At 64.7% G+C, this 26,232-nt stretch carries 26 protein-coding genes; 16 read left to right on the forward strand and 10 right to left on the reverse strand.

Annotated elements, in window-relative coordinates; translation table 11 throughout:
• Positions 1-168 precede the first annotated feature (168 nt).
• Together NCS03_RS02755 and NCS03_RS02760 are read right to left on the reverse strand one after the other, a co-directional pair.
• Positions 169-1,740 carry a sensor histidine kinase gene (locus tag NCS03_RS02755; RefSeq protein WP_008351363.1) on the reverse strand — a complete coding sequence of 524 codons (1,572 nt, stop codon included), beginning with the start codon at positions 1,738-1,740 and terminating at the stop codon, positions 169-171.
• 5 nt (positions 1,741-1,745) lie between these two features.
• Entirely contained in the window at positions 1,746-2,474 is a 729-nt protein-coding gene (locus tag NCS03_RS02760) for a response regulator transcription factor (protein ID WP_033536566.1), read from the reverse strand.
• Between the two features lie 282 nt (positions 2,475-2,756).
• Between NCS03_RS02760 and recA the strand changes: the two genes are divergently transcribed.
• From recA to NCS03_RS02800, 8 genes are all read left to right on the forward strand, one after another.
• Positions 2,757-3,827: a recombinase RecA gene (gene recA, locus NCS03_RS02765; RefSeq protein ID WP_008351360.1), complete on the forward strand. Its 1,071-nt coding sequence runs from the start codon at positions 2,757-2,759 to the stop codon at positions 3,825-3,827.
• Positions 3,828-3,846: 19 nt separating this feature from the next.
• A complete protein-coding gene (recX, locus tag NCS03_RS02770; RefSeq protein ID WP_250481482.1) occupies positions 3,847-4,794 on the forward strand; it encodes a recombination regulator RecX in 948 nt (315 codons plus the stop codon).
• Between the two features lie 112 nt (positions 4,795-4,906).
• Positions 4,907-5,545, forward strand: coding sequence for a DUF2889 domain-containing protein (locus tag NCS03_RS02775; protein WP_034470713.1), 639 nt, complete (start codon positions 4,907-4,909; stop codon positions 5,543-5,545).
• A gap of 105 nt (positions 5,546-5,650) precedes the next feature.
• Positions 5,651-6,817 carry an ADP-forming succinate--CoA ligase subunit beta gene (sucC, locus tag NCS03_RS02780; RefSeq protein ID WP_008351353.1) on the forward strand — a complete coding sequence of 389 codons (1,167 nt, stop codon included), beginning with the start codon at positions 5,651-5,653 and terminating at the stop codon, positions 6,815-6,817.
• A 97-nt stretch (positions 6,818-6,914) separates the two neighbouring features.
• Positions 6,915-7,796, forward strand: a complete 882-nt coding sequence (gene sucD / locus NCS03_RS02785; protein ID WP_008351350.1) for a succinate--CoA ligase subunit alpha — start codon at positions 6,915-6,917, stop codon at positions 7,794-7,796.
• 108 nt (positions 7,797-7,904) lie between these two features.
• Positions 7,905-8,615 (forward strand): TerC family protein, encoded by a 711-nt coding sequence (locus NCS03_RS02790; RefSeq protein WP_008351349.1) that lies wholly within the window; start codon positions 7,905-7,907, stop codon positions 8,613-8,615.
• 111 nt (positions 8,616-8,726) lie between these two features.
• Positions 8,727-9,317 (forward strand): pilin, encoded by a 591-nt coding sequence (locus tag NCS03_RS02795; RefSeq protein ID WP_008351347.1) that lies wholly within the window; start codon positions 8,727-8,729, stop codon positions 9,315-9,317.
• A 162-nt stretch (positions 9,318-9,479) separates the two neighbouring features.
• Positions 9,480-11,285, forward strand: a complete 1,806-nt coding sequence (locus NCS03_RS02800) for a PglL family O-oligosaccharyltransferase (RefSeq protein WP_250528728.1) — start codon at positions 9,480-9,482, stop codon at positions 11,283-11,285.
• A 4-nt stretch (positions 11,286-11,289) separates the two neighbouring features.
• Here the strand turns inward: NCS03_RS02800 and moaC are convergent, their stop codons facing one another.
• Positions 11,290-11,787 carry a cyclic pyranopterin monophosphate synthase MoaC gene (gene moaC / locus NCS03_RS02805; protein ID WP_008351343.1) on the reverse strand — a complete coding sequence of 166 codons (498 nt, stop codon included), beginning with the start codon at positions 11,785-11,787 and terminating at the stop codon, positions 11,290-11,292.
• Positions 11,788-11,954: 167 nt separating this feature from the next.
• Here moaC and NCS03_RS02810 point away from each other — a divergent pair, with 167 nt between their 5' ends.
• Positions 11,955-13,925, forward strand: coding sequence for a M48 family metalloprotease (locus tag NCS03_RS02810; protein WP_250528729.1), 1,971 nt, complete (start codon positions 11,955-11,957; stop codon positions 13,923-13,925).
• Between the two features lie 5 nt (positions 13,926-13,930).
• Here NCS03_RS02810 and NCS03_RS02815 read toward each other — a convergent pair whose 3' ends face one another.
• From NCS03_RS02815 to NCS03_RS02840, 6 genes are all read right to left on the reverse strand, one after another.
• On the reverse strand, positions 13,931-14,515 hold the full coding sequence (locus tag NCS03_RS02815; protein WP_008351340.1) for a DUF2946 family protein: 585 nt from the start codon (positions 14,513-14,515) through the stop codon (positions 13,931-13,933).
• Positions 14,516-14,521: 6 nt separating this feature from the next.
• Complete coding sequence (locus tag NCS03_RS02820; protein WP_008351338.1) at positions 14,522-15,595, reverse strand: YheT family hydrolase; 1,074 nt, start codon at positions 15,593-15,595, stop codon at positions 14,522-14,524.
• Between the two features lie 33 nt (positions 15,596-15,628).
• Positions 15,629-16,075 (reverse strand): nuclear transport factor 2 family protein, encoded by a 447-nt coding sequence (locus NCS03_RS02825; protein ID WP_008351336.1) that lies wholly within the window; start codon positions 16,073-16,075, stop codon positions 15,629-15,631.
• A gap of 165 nt (positions 16,076-16,240) precedes the next feature.
• The gene (waaF, locus tag NCS03_RS02830) at positions 16,241-17,314 is read right to left on the reverse strand and encodes a lipopolysaccharide heptosyltransferase II (RefSeq protein ID WP_008351335.1); all 1,074 of its coding nucleotides are present in this window, start codon (positions 17,312-17,314) and stop codon (positions 16,241-16,243) included.
• A 126-nt stretch (positions 17,315-17,440) separates the two neighbouring features.
• On the reverse strand, positions 17,441-17,638 hold the full coding sequence (locus NCS03_RS02835; RefSeq protein WP_008351333.1) for a zinc-finger domain-containing protein: 198 nt from the start codon (positions 17,636-17,638) through the stop codon (positions 17,441-17,443).
• Between the two features lie 66 nt (positions 17,639-17,704).
• Positions 17,705-18,625 (reverse strand): branched-chain amino acid transaminase, encoded by a 921-nt coding sequence (locus tag NCS03_RS02840; RefSeq protein WP_008351330.1) that lies wholly within the window; start codon positions 18,623-18,625, stop codon positions 17,705-17,707.
• Between the two features lie 355 nt (positions 18,626-18,980).
• On the opposite strand from NCS03_RS02840, the gene NCS03_RS02845 reads away from it, so the two are divergent.
• From NCS03_RS02845 to fba, 5 genes are all read left to right on the forward strand, one after another.
• Positions 18,981-19,727 carry an AzlC family ABC transporter permease gene (locus NCS03_RS02845; RefSeq protein ID WP_034470821.1) on the forward strand — a complete coding sequence of 249 codons (747 nt, stop codon included), beginning with the start codon at positions 18,981-18,983 and terminating at the stop codon, positions 19,725-19,727.
• On the forward strand, positions 19,724-20,047 hold the full coding sequence (locus NCS03_RS02850) for an AzlD domain-containing protein (RefSeq protein WP_008351327.1): 324 nt from the start codon (positions 19,724-19,726) through the stop codon (positions 20,045-20,047). The genes NCS03_RS02845 and NCS03_RS02850 overlap by 4 nt, the downstream gene beginning before the upstream one ends.
• 407 nt (positions 20,048-20,454) lie before the next feature.
• Complete coding sequence (locus tag NCS03_RS02855) at positions 20,455-21,651, forward strand: phosphoglycerate kinase (RefSeq protein ID WP_008351325.1); 1,197 nt, start codon at positions 20,455-20,457, stop codon at positions 21,649-21,651.
• 352 nt (positions 21,652-22,003) lie between these two features.
• Positions 22,004-23,440: a pyruvate kinase gene (gene pyk, locus NCS03_RS02860; RefSeq protein WP_008351324.1), complete on the forward strand. Its 1,437-nt coding sequence runs from the start codon at positions 22,004-22,006 to the stop codon at positions 23,438-23,440.
• Positions 23,441-23,616: 176 nt separating this feature from the next.
• The gene (fba, locus tag NCS03_RS02865) at positions 23,617-24,681 is read left to right on the forward strand and encodes a class II fructose-bisphosphate aldolase (RefSeq protein WP_250528730.1); all 1,065 of its coding nucleotides are present in this window, start codon (positions 23,617-23,619) and stop codon (positions 24,679-24,681) included.
• Here the strand turns inward: fba and NCS03_RS02870 are convergent.
• Positions 24,666-24,815, reverse strand: coding sequence for a hypothetical protein (locus tag NCS03_RS02870; protein WP_160172878.1), 150 nt, complete (start codon positions 24,813-24,815; stop codon positions 24,666-24,668). The two genes, fba and NCS03_RS02870, sit on opposite strands and share 16 nt — an antisense overlap.
• On the opposite strand from NCS03_RS02870, the gene NCS03_RS02875 reads away from it, so the two are divergent.
• Together NCS03_RS02875 and purE are read left to right on the forward strand one after the other, a co-directional pair.
• The gene (locus NCS03_RS02875; protein ID WP_034470824.1) at positions 24,808-25,698 is read left to right on the forward strand and encodes a phosphoribosylaminoimidazolesuccinocarboxamide synthase; all 891 of its coding nucleotides are present in this window, start codon (positions 24,808-24,810) and stop codon (positions 25,696-25,698) included. The genes NCS03_RS02870 and NCS03_RS02875 overlap by 8 nt on opposite strands.
• Before the next feature lie 9 nt (positions 25,699-25,707).
• Positions 25,708-26,220 (forward strand): 5-(carboxyamino)imidazole ribonucleotide mutase, encoded by a 513-nt coding sequence (gene purE / locus NCS03_RS02880; RefSeq protein ID WP_008351321.1) that lies wholly within the window; start codon positions 25,708-25,710, stop codon positions 26,218-26,220.
• Positions 26,221-26,232: the final 12 nt, after the last annotated feature.

The following is a 26,232-nucleotide window of genomic DNA, read 5'->3' on the forward strand; positions in this document are numbered from 1 at the left end:
ATTATTGGAACGAAAACTTACGGCGTTCTGACGCGGCGTGTCCGGACGCGAGTGACGTCCGAAACGACGATCTGCGCCGAAGCCGCGCATATGTGATGCGAACGACCGTCTAAATTCGTCTATGCTCGTGCTTCGTGCGCGCGAAATGCGAATCTGCCGCGCTCGCGCTCAGGGTTTGTCCCGGGCAGGAAAAACCCGCTGAAGACTGACGCGGACAAGCGTTCCGGCGAGTCGCGGGCTGTCCTGATACACGTGATCCTCGATGGCGAGCGCGCCGCCGTGCATCGCCGCGATCTCCTTGACGATGGCAAGACCGAGTCCGCTGCCGTCGCCGTCGCGCCCGAGAATGCGATAGAAGCGCTCGACCACGCGCTCGCGTTCCGCCGCCGGAATGCCGAGTCCCGTGTCTTCCACTTCCAGATGCACGAGATCGAGATCGTCGTCGTCGGTCCGCACGCGTACGGTGATGCGCCCGCCCGCCGGCGTGTAGCGGATCGCGTTGTCGATCAGGTTCGACAGCATCTCGCGCAGCATCACGACATTGCCTTCCACTTCGACCGCAAACGGCGGCTCCTCATAACCGAGATCCATGCGTTTCGCGAGCGCCGCCTGAACCCAGTCGCGCACCGCGAGCCGCGCGAGATCGGTCAGGACGATGCGCGTGAATATCTGCCCCGTCGCGCGATTCTCGGCGCGCGCGAGCGCGAGCAATTGCGTGACGAGACGCGCGGCATGCTCGGAACTCATCGCGATCTGTTCTAGCGAGCGCTGCACTTCCGTCGAGACGTCCTGGCGCATCGCGAGTTCCGCCTGCATGCGCAGGCCCGCGAGCGGCGTTTTCATCTGATGCGCGGCATCGGCGATGAAGCGCTTCTGGAACTCCATGTTCTGTTCGAGGCGCGTGAGCAGGTCGTTGAACGACGCGACGAGCGGCGCGATCTCCGGCGGCGCGCTGCCGGCCTGCAGCGGCGAGAGATCGTCGGGGCGGCGCGCGCGGATGTTCGACTGCAGCGCGTGCAGCGGCGCGAGCCCGCGCGAAAGCCCGAACCATACGAGGATGATCGCGAGCGGCAGGATCACGAACTGCGGCAGGATCACGCCCTTGATGATGTCGTTGGCGAGCTGGCTGCGTTTGTCGAGCGTCTCCGCGACCTGCACGAGCACCGGCTGCGCGCTGTGCGGATCGCGCCCGGGCGCGAGGCCGGGCAGATCGACCGTCGTGTATGCGACGCGGATATCGTTGCCGCGCAGCACATCGTCGCGAAACTCGACGATGCCCGGCTGCGGACGATCGTCGTCGTGCGGCAAGGGCATGTCGCGATCGCCGCCGACGAGTTCGCCGCGCGTGCCGAGCACCTGGAAAAACACGCTGTCGACGTTATCGGCGCGCAGGAAATCGCGCGTCGCGTCGGGCAGGCGGAGTTCCGCGACGCCGTTTACCGGCTGAATCTGGCGCGCGAGCACGTAGGCGTCGGCTTCGAGCGCGCGGTCGAACGGCCCGTTCGCGATCGATTTCGCGACCAGATACGTCACCGCGATGCTCATCGGCCAGAGCAGCAGCAGCGGCGCGAGCATCCAATCGAGAATCTCGCCGAAGAGCGAGCGTGGATGCGTTTCGGCGTCGGGCTCGAGCTCGTCGGGCGGCGCGAACGGATTCGCGTAGCGCGCGTCGCGCAGCGCGTCGGAGTCGTCGTTCGCTTGTGCGTTTCGCTGAGTTTCGTGGGAAACGGGCGACGCCATGCGGCCTACTTATAGTGATGGCTGGCGGAGTCGCCGGCGTGCGGCCCGCCCGCGCCGTTCGTCGTGGCGGCCGCTTTCTCCAGCGTGTAACCGAGACCGCGTACCGTGATGATCTTCGCGCCGCTCGGTTCGATCTTCTTCCGCAGCCGATGCACGTAGACCTCGATCGCGTTATTGCTGACTTCCTCGCCCCACTCGCACAGGTGATTGACGAGCTGCTCCTTCGATACGAGCCGGCCGGTTCGCTGCAGCAGCACTTCGAGCACGCCGAGTTCGCGCGCGGACAGATCGATGACCTGATCGCCGATCGTCGCAATGCGCCCGATCTGATCGAAGGCGAGCGAGCCGTGCCGGACGACGGTCGGACCGCCGCCCGCGCCGCGGCGCGTGAGCGCACGGACGCGCGCTTCGAGTTCGTTGAGCGCGAAGGGCTTCGCCATGTAATCGTCCGCGCCGAGATCGAGACCTTTCACGCGCTCGTCGACGGAATCGGCGGCGGTGAGGATCAGCACGGGCATCTGCGAGTTGCGCGCGCGCAGGCGGCGCAGCACCTCGAGACCGGGCATCAGCGGCAGGCCGAGATCGAGGATCAGCAGGTCGAAAGTTTGCAGGGAAAGGGCGGTGTCCGCTTCGACGCCATGCTTCACATGGTCGACGGCGTATCCCGATTGGCGGAGTGATCGGACGAGCCCGTCCGCGAGTATGCTGTCGTCTTCGGCAATGAGGATTCGCATCGTCGTGTGCGCCTTTGTACGCCATGCATGCGCGATGAAGCGCATCGGCATTGCCGGCACCGTGTGTCGCCCGGCGCGGCGGTCTCCAGGTGTTCGTGGTTCTTGCGTGCTTGGGCGACGTGGAAAAAAAGCTGCGCCACGCCGCGACAGGCTTGCAAAAACTACTGTTTTTTTATACAGTGTCTGCGTGAGTGGGAAGGGCGGTTTCGTATGCTCGATCGAGCGGCGAAAAACCCCGTGAACACTGCCTCAGACGCCGTTCATCATAGCAAAGGACGATTCATGGAAGAAAGCAAGAAAGGCCCGGCTGGCATGACTGCGGAGAAGAGCAAGGCCCTGGCCGCCGCGCTCTCGCAGATCGAAAAGCAATTCGGCAAAGGGTCGATCATGCGGCTCGGCGCAGGTGAGGCGGTCGAAGACATTCAAGTGGTTTCCACCGGTTCGCTCGGGCTGGACATCGCGCTCGGCGTCGGCGGCTTGCCGCGCGGTCGTGTCGTGGAAATCTACGGTCCGGAGTCGTCGGGTAAAACCACGCTCACGCTGCAGGTGATCGCGGAGATGCAGAAGCTCGGCGGCACGGCGGCGTTCATCGACGCGGAACACGCGCTCGACGTGCAGTACGCCGGCAAGCTCGGCGTGAACGTGCCCGAACTGCTGATCTCGCAGCCGGACACGGGCGAGCAGGCGCTCGAAATCGCGGACGCGCTGGTGCGCTCCGGCTCCATCGACATGATCGTGATCGACTCGGTCGCGGCGCTCGTGCCGAAGGCGGAAATCGAAGGCGAAATGGGCGACTCGCTGCCGGGTCTGCAAGCGCGTCTGATGTCGCAGGCGCTGCGCAAGCTCACCGGCACGATCAAGCGCACGAATTGTCTTGTCATCTTCATCAACCAGATCCGCATGAAGATCGGCGTGATGTTCGGCAACCCGGAAACCACCACGGGCGGCAACGCGCTCAAGTTCTACTCGTCGGTGCGTCTGGATATCCGCCGTATCGGTTCGATCAAGAAGAACGACGAAGTCATCGGCAACGAGACGCGCGTGAAGGTTGTGAAGAACAAGGTCTCGCCGCCGTTCCGCGAAGCCATCTTCGACATTCTTTATGGCGAAGGCATTTCGCGTCAGGGTGAAATCATCGATCTGGGCGTGCAGGCGAAGCTGGTCGACAAGGCGGGCGCCTGGTACAGCTACAACGGCGATCGCATCGGTCAGGGCAAGGACAACGCGCGGGAATTCCTGCGCGAAAATCCGGACATCGCGCGCGAGATCGAGAACAAGATCCGCGAATCGCTGGGCGTCGCTGCATTGGGCGAAGCTGTCGTCGCAAGCGCCGCAGCGGCCGACGACGAGTAAGCATCGAGCCTGAAGGAAGATGCAGACGCGCCGGCTCGGATCCAAGGCAGACCCGGCGGATAACGGAACCGGCGACGATTCCGATTCCGTCGATCGCTACGAGCGAAGCAGCGAGCGGCGCGGTGCATCGTCGAAGTCAGGCGGCTTCAGGCGCAGCAACAAGGAACGCGCCGGCGCGAAGTCATTCGCGTCGGCGCATCGCGTTTTCGAGCCTGTTAAAAGGGATGAAAGCAGCGTAGACGCGAATGATCGCGCGGCCCGCCTGGAACAAGCTCGCGCCTTACTGAAGCAGGCGACAGCGCAGCCGAAGGCGCCTGCCGCCGATCGCAGCCCGCCGTCCGCTAACCCGCCGGACCCATTCGAAGACGCCGATCCATTCGAGCCCTTCGAACAATGCGTGCCTTCCGAGCCATCGCCAGCCGTTTCCGGCGAAACGGTTTATAGCCGCTCCAGCCAGCGCACCCGCAAGACATCGGCAAACGAAGTCAACAATCCCAAACGTCCGCAACGCTCGTTGAAGGGCCGCGCGCTCGCGTTCCTGTCGCGTCGCGAGTACAGCCGCGCGGAGTTGTCGCGCAAGCTGCGTCCGTACGTCGAAGAAGCCGCTCCGCTCGAATCCCTGTTGGACAGTCTCGAGCGCGATGGCTGGCTGTCGAACGAGCGCTTCGTCGAGAGCGTCGTGCATCGGCGGGCGTCGCGCATGGGCGGCAGCAGGATCATCAGCGAGCTGAAGCGGCATGCCGTCGGCGAAACGCTCATCAGCGAAACCGCCGACAAGCTCGCGCAGTCCGAAACCGCGCGCGCCAGGGCGGTGTGGGAAAAGAAATACGGCGTGCCGCCGGAGACGCCCGCCGAGCGCGCCAAGCAGGCGCGCTTTCTGGCTGCGCGCGGTTTTTCGAGCGGTACGATCGGCAAGATATTGAAGGGCGGTGACGAAGATTGGAGCGAGGAAATCGTCGACGACTGAGCGCCCGTTCGGCTTGATCCGCACGCGCGTTCCATTCGTCAGGCACATGCCCGGCTCGAAATACCCGATATGCTAAAATTCCACGGTTTTCCCCGTACCGGCTCACTCCAGCATGCCTCTCTCGCCTCCCGCTCCCCGACAATTGCGTCATAGCCGCGCGATTCGAGTGGAAGCGTTCGAACGCGACGACGGCCTGTGGGATATCGAAGCCTGTCTAACCGATGAGAAGCCGCGCGACTTCCAGCTCGCGACGGGCGTCCGGCCGCACGGCCTGCCGATCCATGAACTCTGGCTGCGCATCACCATCGATCGCACACTCAGCATCGTCGACGTCGAAGCGTCGTCCGACTGGGCGCCGTATGGCGGTTTGTGCGCCGAGTCCAATGCGGTCTATCGCAAGCTCATCGGGCTCAATCTCCTCCAGAATTTTCGCCGCGAAGCCAACACGCTGCTGCGCGGCACTGCCGGCTGCACGCATCTCACCGAGTTGTGCGGGGTCTTGCCGACCGCAGCCATTCAGGCATTCGCGGGCGACGTCTGGAAGATCGAGGACGGCAATCCATTCAAGCAAGCCGACGCCAACGCGCAGCGCGACGAGCCGCCGTTTCAGCTCGGCCGATGCCACGCGCTGCGTTTCGACGGACCCGCGGTCAGGGAACACTACCCGCGCTGGTTCGGCCACGCGCCCGGCGAACCATCCAGATCCGGAACAACGGTGCAAGACAGGCCGGAGACAAAGTCCGCCTCGTAGCGCGCAAGCAGCGCTCGCGCTCACGCACGGAATTCAAACAAGAAAAGAATCAGCGGTTCAAGCAAACAGAAGTTCACTCCAACTCTCAGACTGAAGGAATCACGCATGAAGATTCACGAGTACCAGGGTAAGGAAATCCTGCGGAAATTCGGCGTCGCGGTCCCGCGCGGCAAACCCGTGTTCTCGGTGGATGATGCGGTCAAGGCCGCGGAAGAGCTGGGCGGCCCGGTTTGGGTCGTCAAGGCGCAGATTCACGCCGGCGGACGCGGTAAGGGCGGCGGCGTGAAGGTCGCGAAGTCGATCGAACAGGTCCGCGAATACGCGAACCAGATCCTCGGCATGCAGCTCGTCACGCACCAGACCGGCCCCGAAGGCCAGAAGGTCAATCGCCTGCTGATCGAAGAAGGCGCGGACATCAAGAAGGAACTGTACGTCGGCCTCGTGCTCGACCGCGTTTCGCAGAAGATCGTCGTGATGGCGTCGAGCGAAGGCGGCATGGACATCGAAGAAGTCGCGGAAAAGACGCCGGAACTGCTGCACAAGTTCGCCGTCGAGCCGTCGACCGGTCTGCAAGACGCGGACGCCGATGATCTCGCACGCAAGATCGGCATTCCCGATGCATCGATCCCGCAAGCGCGCGCGATCCTGCAAGGCCTGTACAAGGCGTTCTTCGAAACCGACGCATCGCTCGCGGAAATCAACCCGCTGATCGTGACCGGCGAAGGCAAGGTCATCGCGCTCGACGCCAAGTTCAACTTCGATTCGAACGCGCTGTTCCGTCATCCGGAAATCGTCGCGTACCGCGATCTGGACGAAGAAGATCCGGCTGAAGTCGAAGCGTCGAAGTTCGACCTCGCATACATCTCGCTCGACGGCAACATCGGCTGTCTCGTGAACGGCGCAGGCCTCGCGATGGCCACGATGGACACCATCAAGCTGTTCGGCGGCGAGCCGGCGAACTTCCTCGACGTCGGCGGCGGTGCGACGACCGAGAAAGTGACCGAAGCGTTCAAGCTGATGCTGAAGAACCCGAACCTGAAGGCGATCCTCGTGAACATCTTCGGCGGCATCATGCGTTGCGACGTGATCGCCGAAGGCGTGATCGCTGCGTCGAAGGCCGTGGACCTGAAGGTGCCGCTCGTCGTGCGCATGAAGGGCACGAACGAAGACCTCGGCAAGAAGATGCTGGCCGACTCGGGCCTGCCGATCATCTCGGCGGACAGCATGGAAGAAGCCGCGCAGAAGGTCGTCGCGGCGGCCGAAGGCAAGTAAGCGCGTTCGCTTGTTGCCTTAAGAGAGCGTTCCACCAGATACGAATGGCGGCGCCTGGCTTTTTGCATGGCGACGCCAAACGAACAGAGGTCACTACATGTCGATTCTGATCAACAAAGACACGAAGGTCATCACGCAGGGCATCACCGGCAAGACCGGCCAGTTCCACACGCGCGCCTGCCGCGAATACGCGAACGGCCGCGAAGCGTACGTCGCGGGCGTGAACCCGAAGAAGGCCGGCGAAGACTTCGAAGGCATTCCCATCTACGCGTCCGTGAAGGAAGCGAAGGCCGAAACCGGCGCGACCGTTTCGGTCATCTACGTGCCGCCCGCGGGCGCTGCCGCCGCGATCTGGGAAGCCGTCGAGGCCGACCTCGATCTCGCGATCTGCATCACGGAAGGCATTCCGGTTCGCGACATGCTCGAAATCAAGGACCGCATGCGCCGCGAAAATCGCAAGACGCTGCTGCTCGGACCGAACTGCCCCGGCACGATCACGCCGGACGAGCTGAAGATCGGCATCATGCCGGGTCACATCCACAAGAAGGGCCGCATCGGCGTCGTGTCGCGTTCGGGCACGCTGACGTATGAAGCGGTCGGCCAGTTGACGGCGCTGGGCCTCGGCCAGTCGTCGGCGGTCGGTATCGGCGGCGATCCGATCAACGGTCTGAAGCACATCGACGTGATGAAGATGTTCAACGACGATCCGGAAACGGACGCCGTCATCATGATCGGCGAGATCGGCGGTCCGGACGAAGCGAACGCCGCTTACTGGATCAAGGACAACATGAAGAAGCCGGTCGTCGGCTTCATCGCGGGCGTGACGGCGCCTCCGGGCAAGCGCATGGGCCACGCAGGCGCGCTGATCTCGGGCGGTGCGGACACGGCTGACGCCAAGCTCGAAATCATGGACGCGTGCGGCATCAAGGTCACGAAGAATCCGTCGGAGATGGCACGTCTGCTGAAGTCGGTTCTCTGATCGAAGCAGGCAAATTACGCGAGGGTTTGGTACTCTTACTGATTCCTTTCGTAAAAGCCATTGAAAAGCGAGGGAGCGCTGCTTCCTCGCTTTTTTCATTTCAGCCTCATGCTTGAATTCTTTTCGACGCTCCATTGGGGCGCGGTCGTTCAGATCATCGTGATCGACATTCTGCTCGGCGGCGACAACGCCGTCGTGATCGCGCTCGCCTGCCGCAATCTGCCGGATCGGCAGCGCACGCGCGGCATCGTGTTCGGCACGCTCGGCGCAATCATCCTGCGCGTCGTGCTCATCGCGTTCGCGGTCTTTCTGCTCGACATTCCGTTTCTCAAGTTTCTCGGCGGCTTGCTGTTGCTGTGGATCGGCGTAAAGCTGATGCAGCCGGACCACGACGATCATCAGATCGACGCATCCGACCGGCTGTGGGCGGCGGTGAAGACGATCATCGTCGCCGATGCCGTCATGAGCCTCGACAACGTCATCGCGATCGCGGGCGCGGCCGAAGCCGCCGATCCGCGTCATAGGCTCACGCTGGTGATCTTCGGCCTGGTCGTGAGCATTCCGCTCATCGTCTGGGGCAGCACGCTGGTGCTGAAGCTGCTCGACCGCTTGCCCGCCGTCGTGCTGCTCGGCGCGGGTCTGCTCGGCTGGATCGCGGGCGGCCTCATCATCGACGATCCGTTCATCGACCGATGGCCCGCGCTCAATACCGAACTCGTCGGATATGCGGCGCGTCTGGCGGGCGCGTTGCTTGTCGTCGCGTTGGGCTGGCTGCTCAAGCGGCGCGCGCTCGCCGACGGCAATCGCGCGGCGGGTTGATTTCTCCTAGGCCGTTCGGCTGACTGCCGCCGGAGCGGCTCCCTGAATACGATCGAAGCGTCCTGACCGCATTGCGCGGAAGGGCGCTTTTCTGTTTTTCAGGGAGTAGCAATGACGACGAAGGCTTCGGTTTTGGACGTGCCGCGCGAACGGCGCGCATGGTGGTTCGGGCGCACGAAAGATGCGCTGACACGCGGCTTCACACTGATCGAACTGATGATCGTGCTTGCGATCGTCGGCGTGGTCGCGGCGTATGCGATACCGGCGTATCAGGATTATCTTGCCCGAAGCCGCGTGGGCGAGGGCATGACGCTCGCGGCGGCCGCGCGCCTCGCAGTGGCGGAGAACGCGGCGAGCGGCGCGGATCTGGCGGGCGGATTCGCGTCGCCGCCCGGCACGCGCAACGTCGAGTCGATTCACGTCGACAGCGACAACGGGCAGATCACGATCGCCTATACGACGCGCGTCGCGCCGGCGGGTTCGAACACGCTCGTGCTCGTGCCTTCGACACCCGACAACGCCGATACACCTACGGCGCGCGTGTCGCTCAGCCGCGGTTCCGTGCAATCGGGGTCGGTGACGTGGGAATGCTTCGCGGGCAAGAAGACCGAGTCGTCGCTGCCCGCGCCGGGCGCCGGTCCGACGCCCGCGCAGGCGCCGACATTGCCAGGCAATCTCGCACCGCCGGAGTGCCGCGCGTAAGCACTGAGGCGAAGCGCGGCGGGAGGATTTACGTCGCCGCCGCGCCGTCGCGCCGTCGTTTTTGCGCGAAAGTTGGCGATTTGGTAGCAAAACCGGCCGTTCGACGGACAGCGGGGGCAAAGTTTTGTATAGTGCGCCGGTCGCCGACGTTCCCAGTTCCTCATGCCTTCCCAATACGCGCGCTTTCTCTGCTTCGCCGTTCTGTGCCTTGCGTTGACGTTTCCCTTCGCGGTCGTCAACCACACGTATCCGATTCCGACCTTCTACGCCGAATACAGCGCGCTCGCGCTTTATCTGGCGCTCGGTGCGACGGTTGCGCTCCTCGTGCGCGTCTCCGAGCCGAAGGTGCCGTTCGCATCGCCGGTCGTCGCATTGATGCCGCTTGCGTTCGGCCTGTTGCTCGTCGCGCAGACGGTGCTGTTGCCGATCGCGCAGCCATCGATGAACTGGCTCGGCGGCGCGTATCTGCTCGCTTCGTTTCTCGCGGTGCATACGGGCTTCGGTCTCGTGCGGGCGGGGCTCGGCGAGAAGACGCTGCGTATCGGCGCGGCTGCGCTGATGGTCGGCGGACTGTTCGCGGTCTTCTGTCAGATCGTGCAGTTGCTGCATCTCGAAGTGAAATTCACGCCGTTCGTGGTCGCGTACAACGTGATGATCGAACGGCGCCCGTTCGGCAACATGGCGCAGGCGAATCACCTCGCGACCGTGATCGCGTTCGCGCTGGCGGGCGCGCTTTATTTCGTGCAGGCGCGTCGGCTGCCGCTCGTTCTGTGGCTGATCTTGTCGGCGATCTACTCGCTCGGGCTCGCGTTGACCGTATCGCGCGGGCCGTGGCTGCAGACGGCGGTGATAGTCGTCGCCGGCTTCTGGATGGCGTTCGTGCTCGGGCGGCCGGTCGCGTCGGAAGGCTTCGACGGCCCCGGCCGCCGCGATGCGCGCGCGTGGATCGTCCCGATTCTGCTCGCAATCGTCTTTTTCGCGGTGAACGCGGCCGTGCGCTGGGCGAACGTGCGCTTCGATTTCGGGCTCGCGCAATCGGCGGCGGAGCGCATGCAGGAAGCGAGTCAGATCGCGCCGCGGCTCGCGCTCTGGAAGTACGGCTGGACGATGTTCAAGACGCATCCGCTGCTGGGCGTCGGATGGGGCGAGTTTCCGCGCTATCAGTTCGACCTCGTGCGCGATCTGGGCGGCGTCGAGATCGCGAACAACGCGCACGACATCTTCATCGATCTGCTCGCAAAAACGGGTGCGCTCGGCGTCGCGATTCTGGTCGCGAGCGTCGTCTTCTGGCTGATTCGCGTGCTGCGCGCGCCGCAGACGCCGGCGCGCATTTTCGGATTGTCGCTGCTCGGCGTCCTGATGATGCATGCGCTCGTCGAGTATCCGCAGCAGTACATGTTCTTTCTGATGCCGGCGATGCTCGTCATCGGCCTTCTGGAGACGCGTCCCTTGCGGCTGGTTCCGCGTCCGCTCTCTTATGGCGTATATGTCGTGCTGGTGCTCGGCGGGCTCGCGGCGTTGTATCCGACCTTACGCGACTACAACCGCGCGGAAGTGCTGTACTACGGCTCGCGCCCGGCCGAGCAGTATCGTGAAAATCCGTCTTTCCTGTTCACGGCGTGGGGCGAATACGGTGCGGCGACCTTGCTGCCGATCAACGCGCAGAACGTCGAGGAGAAACTCGCGGCGCATCGGAAGGCGATTGCGCTGTTGCCGGGGGAGACCGTGCTGCGCCGCTACGCGGTGTTGCAGGCGCTCGCCGGGCAGAAGGCCGAGGCGCTCGACACGATGGCGCGCCTGAAGATCTTCGCGACGCAGTTGCACGACTGGCCGAAGCAGCTTTTGGCCGTCTACGATCTGGCGGACGAAGCGGGCAAGCCGCTGGCGTCGTTCAAGGCGGATCTGGTGAAGCTGTATGGTGTGCCGCTGCCGAATCAGGAGCCTTCGGAGGATGAGGAAGAAGAGTGAGCGGTCAGGGCGCGGGCGACGGCTGGTCGTCCGCCACCCAATCCCCCGACTTCCCACCGTGCTTTTCCATCACTTTCACATTGGTGATGGTCATCCCCCGATCCACCGCCTTGCACATGTCGTAGATCGTGAGCAATCCGACCTGCACGGCGGTCAGCGCTTCCATTTCCACGCCCGTGCGCCCGACCGTCTCCACGCGCACTTCACAGTGCACGCCGGGTAGCGCTTCATCGATCGTGAAATCCACCGCGACGCGCGTCAGCGCCAGCGGATGACACAGCGGAATCAGATCGGCCGTGCGCTTCGCACCCTGAATCGCGGCGATGCGCGCGACGCCCAGCACATCGCCTTTTTTCGCTCGGCCTTCGCGGATCAGCGCGAGCGTGGGCGCGAGCATCGCGATCGAGCCGCGTGCAACGGCCACGCGGCGCGTTTCGTTTTTCGCGCCGACATCGACCATATGCGCCTCGCCGGCGGCATCGAAATGGGTGAGTCCGGACATAGCGTCTCCTTCGAATGGGCGTCTATCATACCAGCGTGAATCCGCGCGATTTTCCGCAGAACGCCACGGTCCGGCGCGACGCACCGCCGACCTGAGACGCGCCGCGCGCAACACTTGATACGATAAGCCCGTTTCGATTCTCGAGCCGACTATCGGCGCTTCGCGCCATGCATTTCACACGTCCGAGCCGCGCGCTCGCCTCCCTCCTTTGCGTCGCCCTCGTCATGCCGCCCGCGGCGCTGGCGCAATCCAGTTCGCCTTCCGCGGGCTCGACCGGCACGCTCGCGGCCGCGCAACTGCGCGCGTCGCAGGAAAGCGCCAGCGGCGACGTGCCGGGCAACATCGCGCAAGGCGTGTTCGGCGTCTACGGCGGCGCGGAAAGCCGTTTCGCGAACCGCCCCGGGACGATGTCCGGTTTGCGCGCGCCGCTGTCGTCGGTGCAGCTTCCGGATCTCGGCGACGGCTCCGGCGGCTCCCTCACGCCGCAGGCCGAGCGCAAGGTCGGCGAGAAGATGATGCGCGAAGTGCGCGCCGATCCCGATTATCTCGACGACTGGCTGCTGCGCGACTATCTCGACTCGATCTCGTCGAAGCTTTCAGCGGCGGCGGCGACGCAGTATCTCGGCGGCTATCGGCCGGATTTCGATCTCTTCGCCGTGCGCGACGCGCAGATCAACGCGTTTTCGATGCCGGGCGGCTTTATCGGCGTGAACACGGGGCTGATTGCCGCGACGCAAACGGAATCGGAGCTGGCGTCGGTCATCGGCCATGAAATGGGGCACGTCCTTCAGCGGCATATCGCGCGGATGCTCAGCACGCAGGAAAAGAGTTCCTACGCCGCACTCGCCGGGATGCTCGCCGGCCTGCTCGCGGGCCTGCTCGCCCATAGCGGCGATCTCGGCATGGGCATCGCGATGGGCGGCCAGGCGTTCGCCGTCGACAATCAGTTGCGCTTCTCGCGCGCGGCCGAGCACGAGGCCGACCGCGTCGGTTTCCAGATGCTCGCGGCCGCCGGCTACGATCCTTACGCGATGGCAGCGTTCTTCGAGCGTCTCGATCGCGCGTCGATGGCCGATAACGGCGTGCCGCCGTACGTGCGCACGCATCCGCTCACGATCGACCGCATCGCCGACATGGAAGGCCGCGCGCGGCGCGTGCCGTACCGGCAGCCGCGTCAGTCGGCCGAATATGCGTTCGTGCGCGCCCGGGCGCGCGTGCTGCAGGTGAATTACGCGAGTGATTATCGCGAGGTCGCGAGCCGGCTCAAATCGGAAATCGAGGATCAGACGGCGCTCAATCCCGCGTCCAACTGGTACGGCATCGCGCTCGCGCAATCGCTGCTGGGCAATCACGACGCGGCCAGCGACGCGCTCGCGAAGGCGCGCGCGCTATTCGAGGGCGAGGAGGCGAGCGCGGCGGCGGCATCGGCGCAAGTGCAAAAGGAGGATCGCGCGGTTGGTCAAACGCAGCCGGCTCCGCGCAAGAAGAGCGGCGAGCCGTCGCTGCGCAACGCGGATGCGTCGACGATCGCGACGCCGCTCGACAACGCGCGCACGCCGCTCAATCTCGGAGACTCCAGCAACGGCAATGCATTGCGCGCGAAGAGCGACATCGTGCTTCCACCGGTTCGCGTCGAAGCCCGATCGGCTCCGCCGGCGAAACCTCAATCCGCACCGCCGGCGCTGCGCAGCACGCCGAGCCTCGACGTGCTCGCCGCCGACATCGCGCGCCGCGCGGGCCGCAACGACGATGCGATCCGCCTCGCGGACCTCGCGCAAAAGCGCTGGCCGGCGTCGCACGCCGCCATCGACGTGCATCTGCAGACGCTGCTTTCCGCGCGCCGCTTCGCCGACGCCCAGACGCTCGCGCGCCGCGAAACACGCGCCGAGCCGACGCGCCCCGACTGGTGGTTCTATCTCGCGCAGGCAAGCGCGGGTCTCAACGATCCGCTGCAACAGCATCAGGCGATGGCGGAAAAGTTCGCGCTCGATGGCGCGTGGGCATCCGCGATCCGGCAACTGAAGGAAGCGCGCGACGTCAAGACCGCGAGTTTCTACGATCTTTCGACGATTTCCGCCCGGCTGCGCGATTTCGAGACGCGCTACAAGGAAGAGCGCGAGATGGAGAAGAACGGCTAGCTAGCTCAGTCTTTCTTCGCGGCGGCGCGTTCGGCCGGACTCGCGACGAAGCCAAAGCGCGCGGCGACATCGGCGCGGGCGATCGGCTGCACGGTCAGATCGACCCCGTCGCGCCAGTGGAACACGCCGCGTGTGCCGGCATCGTCGAGCGACGCGTGGTCCGCGAACAGTTCGAGATCGTGATCGTGAAGGGCGGCGATGCGTGCGGGCGAGGCGTCATCGGAAAGGAGAATGCCGCCTGCGTCGTCGATCCAGACATGCGCCGGCTCGAACGGCGCGCCGCCCTGATCGATCAGCCGCAATGCGCCGTCCGCCGCATGCAGACGCACGATCCACGGCGTGTACACGAGCTCCACATACACGCGCTGCGGGCCGTTCTGAAAGAACCACTGGCCGTCGGCATCGCTTTCGTAGTTGCGGTTGATGAAGCCCAGCAGCGCCTCATGCCGGATCGGCGTGCCGAGTTCGCCGGCGGCTTGCGCGGCGTCGTCGCGCATGCGCCACTGACCGCGCCGGTCGAGCAGCAGCCAGCCCGTGCAGTGCGGAACGTTGGGCCATTTGGCGAGCGCCTGCTTGACGATGTCATCCATGACGGTTCACGAAACGAAGTTCTCCAGATAACCGAACACGCGCTGCGACAGCCAGTCGATCCGGCCCGGAAACGGTCCCGTCATGAAGCCGACGTGCCCGCCGTGGTTCGGCTGATCGAGCGTCACGCGCGCCGATACTTCCGCCGTCGACGGCAACGCGAACTCGGGCAGGAACGGATCGTTGCGCGCGTTCAGCAGCAGCGCGGGCACTTCGATGTGCTTCAGATGCGCGCGGATCGTCGCCGTCGACCAGTAGTGATTGGTGTCGCGAAAGCCGTGCAGCGGCGCGGTGACGACGTTGTCGAACTCGTACAGCGTGCGCGCGGCGAGCACGGCGTTGCGGTCGTAGAGACCGGGATACTGCCCGAGCTTCGCGAGCGCCTTCTTTTTGAGCGACTTCAGGAAGCTGCGCGTATAGACCATGCCGAAGCCTTGCGAGATCGCGAGGCCGCCCGCGTGGACGTCGAGCGGCGCGGAAATGGCCGCCGCCGCGCTGATGATCGACGCGTCCGTGCCGCGCTGGCACAGCCAGTGCAGCAGCACGTTGCCGCCGAGCGACACGCCCGCCGCGACGATCGGCCCGCGATGCACTTGCGCGAGCCGCCGCAGAATCCAGTCGACTTCGGCGCTGTCCGCGAGATGGTAGAAGCGCGGCAGCAGATTGAGCGGGCCGCTGCAACTGCGGAAATGCGGCACGACGCCGTGCCAGCCGCGCGCCCGGGCGGCGGCCATCATCGTGCGAGCGTAGTGCGAATCGGAACTGCCTTCGAGGCCGTGGAAGAGCACGAAGAGCGGGGCGTTCGCGGCGGGTTGATCGGCGGGATCGTGCGCGAGAAAGTCGAGATCGATGAAATCGCCGTCGGGCGTATTCCAGCGCTCGCGCCGGTAACGCACGTCGGGCTTGCGGCCGAAGAGCGCCGGGACGATGGTTTGCGCATGGCTCGTGGGCAGCCAGCGCGGCGCGCTGTAGAGCCATTCGGCGGCGCCCGGCGAAAGCAGGCGCGCGGTTTCCTTCAGTGCCACGGCGGGCGCTTTGTCCACGAACGACGAATCGTGCTTCAACAACGGATCGCGCTTCATGGCCCCTCCCGACAGACGTCTTCTTCGAATTTCTTAGTGCAGCGGTCCCTGACCGTGACGCAGCTTCGCGGCGAACTGGCCCGCGGTTTCGATCGGCATCTCGCTTGCGTGAATATGCGCGATGCGCCACTCGCCGCGTTCGTGAACCATCACATACGTCGTGTAGATCATGCGCGGCGCGCTGGCTGGCTCGGCCGGCTGATGCGCCTCGGCGATCGCATAGACGACCGTGCCCAGGCTGTCGTACACGCGAATATCGAGCGGCTCGACGGTCACGGGCTGCGTCTCGAACTGCTTCGCGAGACCCGCGCGGATGCTTTCCAGCCCGTGCAGATGCGTGCCGTCCGCGCACACGCAGGTGGCGAACTCCTCGTCGATCCACAACGACATCACCGTGTCGATGCTGTTGTCCGCGACTGCCTGATAGTAAGCGTTGAGGGTATCGGCGGCGGCTTCGAAGAGGCGGGCGAAACGTGGCATGGCTCGTGGGTCTCTGGCATTCGATGCTTCACGCCAACGAAACGGCGCGCTGCAACGGTCATTGGTCAAAGCATGCCCCCGTTCGGAGACATTCGCGTGTCCGCACCCGCACACACGGCCGGAAACCGCCGGTACGAACACGCGTATCGACGCGTGAGCGCAACATCAACGATGCGCGAGCAGCATGCCGCGCACATCGGCGAAGACCTGTTCGGCCGAGAGTTCGCGAAGGCAGTTCAGATGGCCGAGCGGACACTCGCGGGCAAAGCACGGACTGCATTCAAGATGCAGCCATTGTACCTTTGCGAGATCGGACAAGGGCGGCGTGTGGCGCGGATCGGTCGAGCCGTAGACCGCGACGAGCGGCCGGCGCGAGGCGGCCGCGACGTGCATCAGCCCCGAATCGTTCGTGACGACGGCGCTCGCCCGCGAAATCAGCGCGCACGCCTCACCGAGCGAAGTCTGGCCGCACAGGTTGCGCACCATAGGCGCGCGCTCCGCGATGGCCTGCGCGATCGGCGCATCCTTCTTCGAACCGAGCGCGATCATGCGCGCATACGGAAACGACTGCGCGATGAACTGGGCGAGCGAAGCGAAATGCTCCGGCGGCCAGCGCTTGGCCGGACCGTATTCCGCGCCGGGGCAGAACACGACGAGCGGCGCGCGCGTGTCGAGGTTGAAGCGCGTCGAGACGCGCGCGGCTTCGTTCGGATCGGCTTCGAGGCGCGGCACCGGCAGCGTCTGCGCGTCGGGAAGCGCGGCGGCTTCCGGCTGCGCGAACCGGTCGACGAACGGCAGCTTCGCGCCCGGCGCATAGGCGAGCGCCGCGTAATGCGCGGTCATCGGCGGACGGTCGGTCTTCGGCGGATTCGCGTGGCGCACGTTCAAGAGCCCGTAGCGGCTCTCGCCCTTGTAGCCGATGCGCAGGTTGATGCCCGCCATCCACGGAATCAGCGCGGATTTGACGGAGTTGGGCAGCACATAGGCGGCGTCGTAACCGACATCGCGCAAATCGCTCGCGAGCTGCCAGCGGCGCAGCAGTTGCAGCTTGCCGTGGGCGAGGTCGGTCGCGTAGACATCGCGGATTTCCGGCATGCGCTCGAGCACGGGTGCGACCCAGGTGGGCGCGACGGCGTCGATCGCGATACGCGGATGAAGCTTGCGCAAGAGCGTGAAGAGCGGCTGCGCCATCAATGCGTCACCGATCCAGTTCGGTGCTATAACCAGCGCGCGGCGCATCTGTTGTTATCCGATCTCAAAATGAACGCGGCCCGCCGCCTTGGGGCGAGCCGTCGATTGTCGTGGGTATGTTTCGCGCCGCGTACGGCGCGCATGAGCCAGGGCGCGGCCAGCGCCCCGCGGGCTTCAGTGACCGCCCTTGAGCACTTCGCCGTCTTTCAGCTTGTAGCGCGTGCCGCAATACGGGCAGCGCGCCTCGCCGTGCGTCACGTCGATGAACACGCGCGGATGCGTGCTCCAGCGCTGCATCTTCGGGTTCGGGCAGAAGGCGGGCAGATCCTTCGCCGACAATTCCACCAGCGGCATTTCCTTCAGGTCGCTCATTGCTATCTCTTTTCGTGATGTACGTCGCGCGGCGAGCGAACGGCCCGCCGCGTCGCATGAGATTGTTTAAACCTTCGCGAGCCAGCTCGCGTACTTCTCGTTCTTGCCGCCGACGACGTCGAAGAACGCGCTTTGCAGCTTTTCCGTGATCGGACCGCGCGCGCCCGAACCGATGGTGCGGTTGTCCAGCTCGCGGATCGGCGTGACTTCGGCGGCGGTGCCGGTGAAGAACGCTTCGTCGCAGGTGTAGACCTCGTCGCGGGTTATGCGCTTCTCGATCACCGGGATGCCGAAATCGCGCGCCAGCGTGATGACCGTGTCGCGCGTGATGCCGTCGAGGCACGAAGCCAGATCCGGCGTGTAGATCTTGCCGTTGTTCACGAGGAAGAAGTTTTCGCCGGAGCCTTCCGACACGTAGCCGTCGACGTCGAGCAGCAGCGCTTCGTCGTAGCCGTCGGCGACGGCTTCCTGGTTGGCGAGAATCGAGTTCACGTACCAGCCGGACGCCTTCGCGCGGACCATCGACACGTTCACATGATGGCGCGTGAACGACGACGTCTTCACGCGGATGCCCTTGGCGAGCCCGTCTTCACCGAGATACGCGCCCCACGGCCACGCGGCGATCGCAACATGGATGGTGTTGCCCTTCGCCGACACGCCGAGCTTTTCCGAGCCGACCCAGATGATCGGGCGGATGTAGCACGACTCGAGCGCGTTCGCCTTCACGACTTCGAGTTGCGCGGCTTCGAGCGTCGCGGCATCGAACGGGACGTCCATCTGGAAGATCTTCGCCGAGTTTAGCAGGCGCTTCGTGTGTTCCTTCAGGCGGAAAATGGCCGTGCCCTGCGCGGTCTTGTACGCGCGCACGCCTTCGAAGACACCCATGCCGTAGTGCAACGTGTGGGTCAGAACGTGGATCTTGGCATCACGCCAGTCGATCAGCTTGCCATCCATCCAGATCTTGCCGTCGCGGTCGGCCATTGACATACGGTTCTCCTAGCTGTCTCGTTCAAGTGAGTTCGGGCAGGCCGCCAAAGACTTCCGGGCGGCGGCGCTCGCGCATCTCGCGCCGCGTTCGTGCATCGGCGATTGCCGGCGAACGCGCGCATCGGAGGCGCAAAGGCTGTGAAAGACCGTCATTTTAGCGTCTTTTCGCGACGAAACCGATCTTGGAGCGCCTTTCACGACGCTATAATTTGCCTTTCGCCGTCCGCTGAAAACAGCGGGACGAAACGGCGAAGCCCGCCATTCCCGATTTTCCCGGTTTTTCCCGATCCATCGCGCAATCGCTCGAGGCCGCGCATTGGCATCACGGGTGGTCTTCATCGCCTCGCATTCGCTCATGCTTGACCGGCTGTCCGACACCAATCGCCGCGCGTTTTTCGAGGGCGTGCGTACCTTTTCTCCCGCCGTCCTGGCGACGTTTTCCTGGGGTCTCGTGACCGGCGTCGCGATGACGAAGTCCGTGCTCACCGTGCCGCAGGCGCTCGGCATGTCGTTCGCGGTGTACGCGGGCTCGTCGCAGCTCGCGGTGCTGCCGCTCTTCGCCGCGAAGCTGCCGCTCTGGACGATTCTCCTGACCGCCGCGATGGTCAATCTGCGCTTCGTGATCTTCAGCGCGGGGCTCGCGCCGCATTTCTCGTGGCTGCCGCTGAAGCGGCGTCTGCTGCTCGGCTATTTCAACGGCGACATCATCTATCTGATGTTCTCGAAGCGGAATTTTCCTGCCGGCTGGCAGCCCGGCAAGGAGGCGTTCTTCTGGGGACTGGCGGTATCGAGCTGGTTGTCATGGCAAACATCGTCGGTGCTCGGCATCTTGCTCGCGAGCCTGATTCCCGATGACTGGGGCCTCGAACTCGCCGGCACGCTCGCGCTGATCCCGCTCATCGTTTCCGCTATCGCGACGCGTTCGACGCTCGCGGCGGTCGCGGTGGCGAGCGTCGTCGCGTTGCTGGCGTTCGATCTGCCGTATCGTTTCGGCTTGCCGCTCGCGGTGTTCGCGGCGCTTATCGCGGGCACGCTCGCGGATGTCGTCGCCGAGCGGGCCGCGCCCAAATCCGCATCCGATGCCACGAGGTCCAGCCGATGAGCGCGCTGCAAGTCTGGCTCGCGATCATCGGCATGGGCGTGGTCACGGCGGTGACGCGCGCGCTCTTTCTGATCGGCGGCGAGCGCATGGTGCTGCCGCCGCGCGTGCAGCGTGTGCTGCGCTATGCGCCGGCCGCCGCGCTCGCGGGCGTCGTCGTGCCGGATCTGCTCGAAACGCCCGCGGGCATTTCGCTGTGGCTGTCGAACCATGCGTTGTGGGCATCGGCGGCGGGACTCGCGTATTACCTGTGGCGGCGCGGCATGATGGGCACGATCGCCGTCGGCATGGTGGTGTTCACGCTGCTGCGGCTCGTGGCCTGACCGCGGCGTGGAGATGGCTACGCGCCGCGTCAAATACGCGTCATCAACGATTGCCCGCTAAAAGCGGCCGGGTTGATCGGTTAAAATGAGGGTCTTTCCCGAGTGAGCGAGGTCGAAAGTGTGTCCGGCAGTCACCGCGCTACGGTTTTGCAACTCATTTTGCAACACGCCGCTCCCGGCTCCATCGCCGCGCCCGGGCAGGGCTTGCGCGCCTCTCCGGATTCATCTGTCTCATCCCTTTCTCCCGCATCCCGCGCGCGCGTTCGGCTTAAGCGCGCGTCCTTCGCCCCCAGCTTGAACCGCGCGCGAGCCGTCCTGCCCGGCGGCCTGCGCGCGGCGACTCCACGAACCGGCCCGCCCCGACGGCCGTTCCCGCCCGAACCGCTTCTTTATCTACGTTGACTCCCATGACGAAAGTACTGCGTTTCACCGATCTGATCGCCGAAGGCAAAGTCTCCGGCAAGCGTGTGTTCATCCGCGCGGATCTCAACGTGCCGCAAGACGATAACGGCAACATCACCGAAGATACGCGCGTGCGCGCCTCGGTCCCGGCGATCAAGGCCGCTCTCGACGCGGGCGCGGCCGTGATGGTCACGTCGCACCTCGGCCGTCCGACCGAAGGCCAGTTCAAGCCGGAAGACTCGCTCGCGCCGGTCGCGAAGCGTCTGTCGGAGCTGCTCGGCCGCGACGTGCCGCTCGTCGCCGACTGGGTCGACGGCGTTCAGGTCCAGCCGGGCAACGTCGTGCTGTTGGAAAACTGCCGCTGCAACAAGGGCGAGAAGAAGAACGACGACGGCCTCGCGCAGAAGATGGCGAAGCTCTGCGACGTCTACGTCAACGATGCGTTCGGCACCGCGCACCGCGCCGAAGCCACGACGCACGGCATCGCGAAGTACGCGCCTGTCGCGTGCGCGGGACCGCTCTTGGCCGCCGAACTCGATGCGCTCGGCAAGGCGCTCGGCAACCCGAAGCGTCCGCTCGTCGCGATCGTCGCGGGCTCGAAGGTGTCGACCAAGCTCACCATTCTCAAGTCGCTCGCCGAGAAGGTCGATCAGCTGATCGTCGGCGGCGGCATCGCCAACACGTTCATGCTCGCGTCGGGCCTGAAGATCGGCAAGTCGCTCGCCGAAGCCGATCTCGTCGGCGAGGCGAAGGAAATCATCGAACAGGCGCGCACGCGCGGCGCATCGGTGCCGATTCCGAGCGATGTCGTCACCGCGAAGGAATTCGCCGCGACCGCGAAGGCGGAAACGAAGCCCGTCGCCGACGTCGCCGACGACGACCTCATCCTCGATATCGGCCCGGACACCGCGAAGGCGCTCGCCGCGCAACTCGAAACGGCCGGCACGATCGTCTGGAACGGGCCCGTCGGCGTGTTCGAATTCGACCAGTTCGGCAACGGCACCAAGACGCTCGCGCAGGCCATCGCGAATTCGTCGGCGTTCTCCATCGCCGGCGGCGGCGACACGCTCGCGGCCATCGCGAAGTACGACATCGCCGACAAGGTGAGCTATATCTCGACCGGCGGCGGCGCGTTCCTGGAATTCCTCGAAGGCAAGAAGCTGCCCGCGGTCGAAGTGCTCGAATCCCGCGCCGGGGCTTGAGGCGTTGGCCGCCCGAAACAATCCGGCGAAAGCAGGAAAGAAGGGCGCGCCAGCCGGCGGCGCGCAAACCGAAGAAATGGAAAGCGGCGCCGCGCTCGACGCGGCCGCCGAAGCAGCGCGGGTGATCGCGGAAGCGGCTCAACCCGATCAGACGGCGCCCGAAGACGAATCGGTGATTCCGGAAACGCCTCCGGTCATCATCGGCGGCGTGCCCGCCCATGCCCTGAATGAAATCGACAAAGCGACGCCGGCACGAACCGGCGCGCGCGCGCAACCGGTGAGCAACACCTCACTGCAAGCGCAACGTGCTCGCGGCCTCAACACGGGCGTTCCTACAGAGACGAGGAAAGACATGCATCGCGCTACCAAGATTGTTGCCACCATCGGCCCGGCTTCAACGAGCCCGGACGTCCTGCTGCAAATGCTGCAGGCGGGCCTCGACGTCGTTCGCTTCAACTTCTCGCACGGCACCGCCGACGATCACCGCCAGCGCGCCGAAATCGTCCGCGAGGCGGCGCGTCAGGTGGGCCGGGAAGTCGCGATCATGGCGGACCTGCAGGGCCCGAAGATCCGCGTCGGCAAGTTCGAGAACAACAAGACGATGCTCGTCGCGGGCAATCCGTTCATCCTCGATGCGAACTGCACGCTCGGCAACAACGAGCGCGTCGGGCTCGACTACAAGGATCTGCCGCGCGACCTGCGCGCGGGCGACGTGCTCCTGCTCAACGACGGCCTCATCGTGCTCGACGTGGTGCGCGTCATCGGCGAAGAGATTCACACGACGGTGAAGGTCGGCGGCGAGCTCTCGAACAACAAGGGCATCAACCGTCAGGGCGGCGGTCTCACCGCGCCCGCGCTGACCGAGAAAGACATGGAGGACATCAAGACGGCGATGTCGCTCGGCGCGGATTTCGTCGCGGTGTCGTTCCCGAAGAACGCGACCGACATGGAAATGGCGCGTCAGCTCGCGAACATCGCGGGCGCGCCGTACGGCATCAAGCCGAAGATGATCGCGAAGATCGAGCGCGCCGAAGCCATTCCGGCGCTGCAAGGCATTCTCGACGCATCGGACGGCATCATGGTCGCGCGCGGCGATCTCGCGGTCGAAGTCGGCAACGCGGCGGTTCCGGCGCTGCAAAAGCGCATGATCCGCATGGCGCGCGAGTCGAACAAGCTCGTGATCACCGCCACGCAGATGATGGAATCGATGATCCACGCGCCCGTGCCAACGCGCGCCGAAGTCTCCGACGTGGCCAACGCCGTGCTCGACGGCACCGACGCCGTGATGCTTTCCGCCGAAACCGCGGCCGGCAAGTATCCGGTGACGACGATCGAAACGATGGCCGCCATCTGTATCGAAGCGGAGAAGTCGGAAGAATCGCAGCTCGATCGCGATTTCCTCGACCGCACGTTCACGCGCATCGACCAGTCGATCGCGATGGGCGCGCTCTTCACGGCGTTCCATCTCGGCGCGAAGGCCGTCGTCGCGTTGACGGAATCCGGCTCGACCGCGCTGTGGATGTCGCGTCACTGGACGCACGTGCCGATCTTCGCGCTGACGCCGCGCGTGTCGAGCGAACGGACGATGTCCCTGTACCGCAACGTGACGCCGCTGCACGTGGACACCAACATGGACCGCGACACGGCGCTGAATCAGGCGCTGGAAGTGGTCGTGTCGAAGGGTTACGCGGCGCGCGGCGATATGGTCGTGCTGACGGTCGGCGAACCGATGGGCCAGGCAGGCGGCACGAACACGCTCAAGATCGTGCGCGTGGGCGATCACTTCTAAGCGTTTTTGAGAACGCTGCGCGGTCAAACGCCGCGCGATTTGTCGCAAGTCCGGAGCGAGCGCGGTCCCAGCAGCCGCGCTCGTTTCGTCAAGCGCGCAGGACGATGAAGCCGAAAACCGCCCGAGAGCGAGTTCGCGCGCTGAAGAATTCGTTTCACTTATGGAGTCTCACCACAATGCCTCTCGTATCAATGCGTCAACTGCTGGATCACGCTGCGGAAAACGGTTACGGTCTCCCGGCGTTCAACGTCAACAATCTGGAACAAGTGCAGGCGATCATGTCGGCGGCGAACGAAGTCAACGCGCCCGTCATCATGCAGGCGTCCGCTGGCGCGCGTAAGTTCGCGGGCGAAGCGTTCCTGCGTCATCTGATCGAAGCGGCGGTCGAGTCGTATCCGCATATTCCGGTCGTGATGCATCAGGATCACGGTCAGTCGCCCGCGGTGTGCATGGCCGCGATCCGCTCGGGCTTCACCAGCGTCATGATGGACGGCTCGCTCGAAGCCGACGGCAAGACGGTCGCTTCCTACGAGTACAACGTCGCGGTGTCGAAGCAGGTCGTGGAGTTCTCGCATTCGATCGGCGTCACGGTCGAAGCCGAACTGGGCGTGCTCGGCTCGCTCGAAACGATGAAGGGCGACAAGGAAGACGGCCACGGCGCCGAAGGCACGATGACGCGCGAGCAGCTTCTGACCGACGTCGAGCAGGCCGCCGATTTCGTCAAGCAGACGCAATGCGATGCTTTGGCGATCGCGATCGGTACGTCGCACGGCGCGTACAAGTTCTCGAAGAAGCCGACGGGCGATATCCTCGCCATCGACCGCATCCGCGAAATTCACCAGCGCATTCCGAACACGCACCTCGTGATGCACGGTTCGTCGTCGGTACCGCAGGAATTGCTGGCCGAAATCCGCGAATTCGGCGGCGACATGAAGGAAACCTATGGCGTGCCGGTCGAGGAAATTCAGGAAGGCATCAAGCACGGCGTTCGCAAGGTGAACATCGACACCGATCTGCGCCTCGCGATCACCGGCGCGATCCGCCGCTATCTGTTCGAAAATCCGTCGAAGTTCGATCCGCGCGATTATCTGAAGCCCGCGCGCGAAGCGGCGAAGGAAATCTGCCGCCAGCGCTATATGCAGTTCGGCTGCGAGGGCATGGCCGGCAAGATCAAGCCGGTTTCGCTCGACAAGATCGCCGAAAAGTACAAGTCCGGCGCGCTGGCTCAGATCGTGAAATGAGACTGATCTGAATCAGCCGGGTTTTGTAAAGTAAAATCAACGGGTTCCGGGTTCGGAACCCGTTCGTCTTTCTCCTCGCCGCTTCCCACGTCGAAGCGGCGAATCACTTTTTTCCGGTACATGACGATGTCCACGCTATACGAATCCACGATCAAATCGCTGCCGCTGCTCGGCCGCGGCAAGGTCCGCGACAACTACGCCGTCGGCGACGACAAGCTCCTTATCGTGACGACCGACCGGCTTTCCGCATTCGACGTCGTCATGGGCGAGCCGATTCCGAACAAGGGCCGCGTGCTCAACACGATGGCCGATTTCTGGTTCGAGAAGCTCGGCCACATCGTGCCGAACCACAACACGGGCATCGATCCGGCGACGGTCGTCGCGGCGGACGAAGCCGAGCAGGTGAAGGGCCGCGCGGTCGTCGTGAAGCGCCTGGAGCCGATTCTCGTCGAAGCCGTGGTGCGCGGTTATCTCGCGGGCAGCGGCTGGAAGGACTATCAGGCGACGGGCGCGGTGTGCGGCGTCGAACTGCCGCCGGGCCTGCAGAACGCGCAGAAGCTGCCCGAGCCGATTTTCACGCCTGCGGCCAAGGCCGAAATGGGCCATCACGACGAAAACATCACCTACGATGAGATGGAACGCCGCATCGGCACGGAGCTTTCCGCGACGATCAAGCGCATTTCCATCCAGTTGTACAAGGAAGCGGCCGAGTACGCGGCGACGCGCGGCATCATCATCGCGGATACGAAGTTCGAGTTCGGCCTCGACAACAAGGGCGATCTCTATCTGATGGACGAAGTGCTGACCGCCGATTCGTCGCGCTTCTGGCCCGCCGATGGCTATCAGGTGGGCACGAATCCGCCGTCGTTCGACAAGCAGTTCGTGCGCGACTGGCTCGAAACACAGCCGTGGAAGAAGGAACCGCCCGCGCCCAAGCTGCCCGACGACGTGATCGCGAAGACGTCGGAGAAGTATCAGGAAGCGCTCCAGCGTTTGACCGGCAAGACGCTCGACTGAGTAAGAAAGATGACGAACGAAGTACACAAGAACGAAGCGCCGCTCGTCGGCGTGTTGATGGGCTCCAGTTCCGACTGGGACGTGATGAAGCATGCCGTCGCGATGCTGCAGGAATTCGGCGTGCCGTACGAGGCACAGGTCGTCTCGGCGCACCGGATGCCGGACGAGATGTTCGCCTATGCGGAAAGCGCGCGCGAGCGCGGCCTGCGCGCGATCATCGCGGGCGCGGGCGGCGCGGCGCATCTGCCGGGCATGCTGGCCGCGAAAACCACGGTGCCGGTGCTCGGCGTGCCGGTGGCGAGCAAGTATCTGAAGGGCGTCGATTCGCTGCATTCGATCGTGCAGATGCCCAAGGGCGTGCCGGTCGCGACGTTCGCCATCGGCGAGGCGGGCGCGGCGAACGCGGCGCTCTTCGCGGTATCGATATTGAGCGTCACCGATGCGAAATTCGCCGATGCGCTCGCCGCTTTTCGCGTGAAGCAGAATCAGGCGGCGCGGGACATGACGCTGCCGCCGCTGTGATCCCACTTCGCA

Source organism: Caballeronia sp. ATUFL_F1_KS4A, from assembly GCF_023630905.1.
GTDB classification, from domain to species: Bacteria; Pseudomonadota; Gammaproteobacteria; order Burkholderiales; family Burkholderiaceae; genus Caballeronia; species Caballeronia zhejiangensis.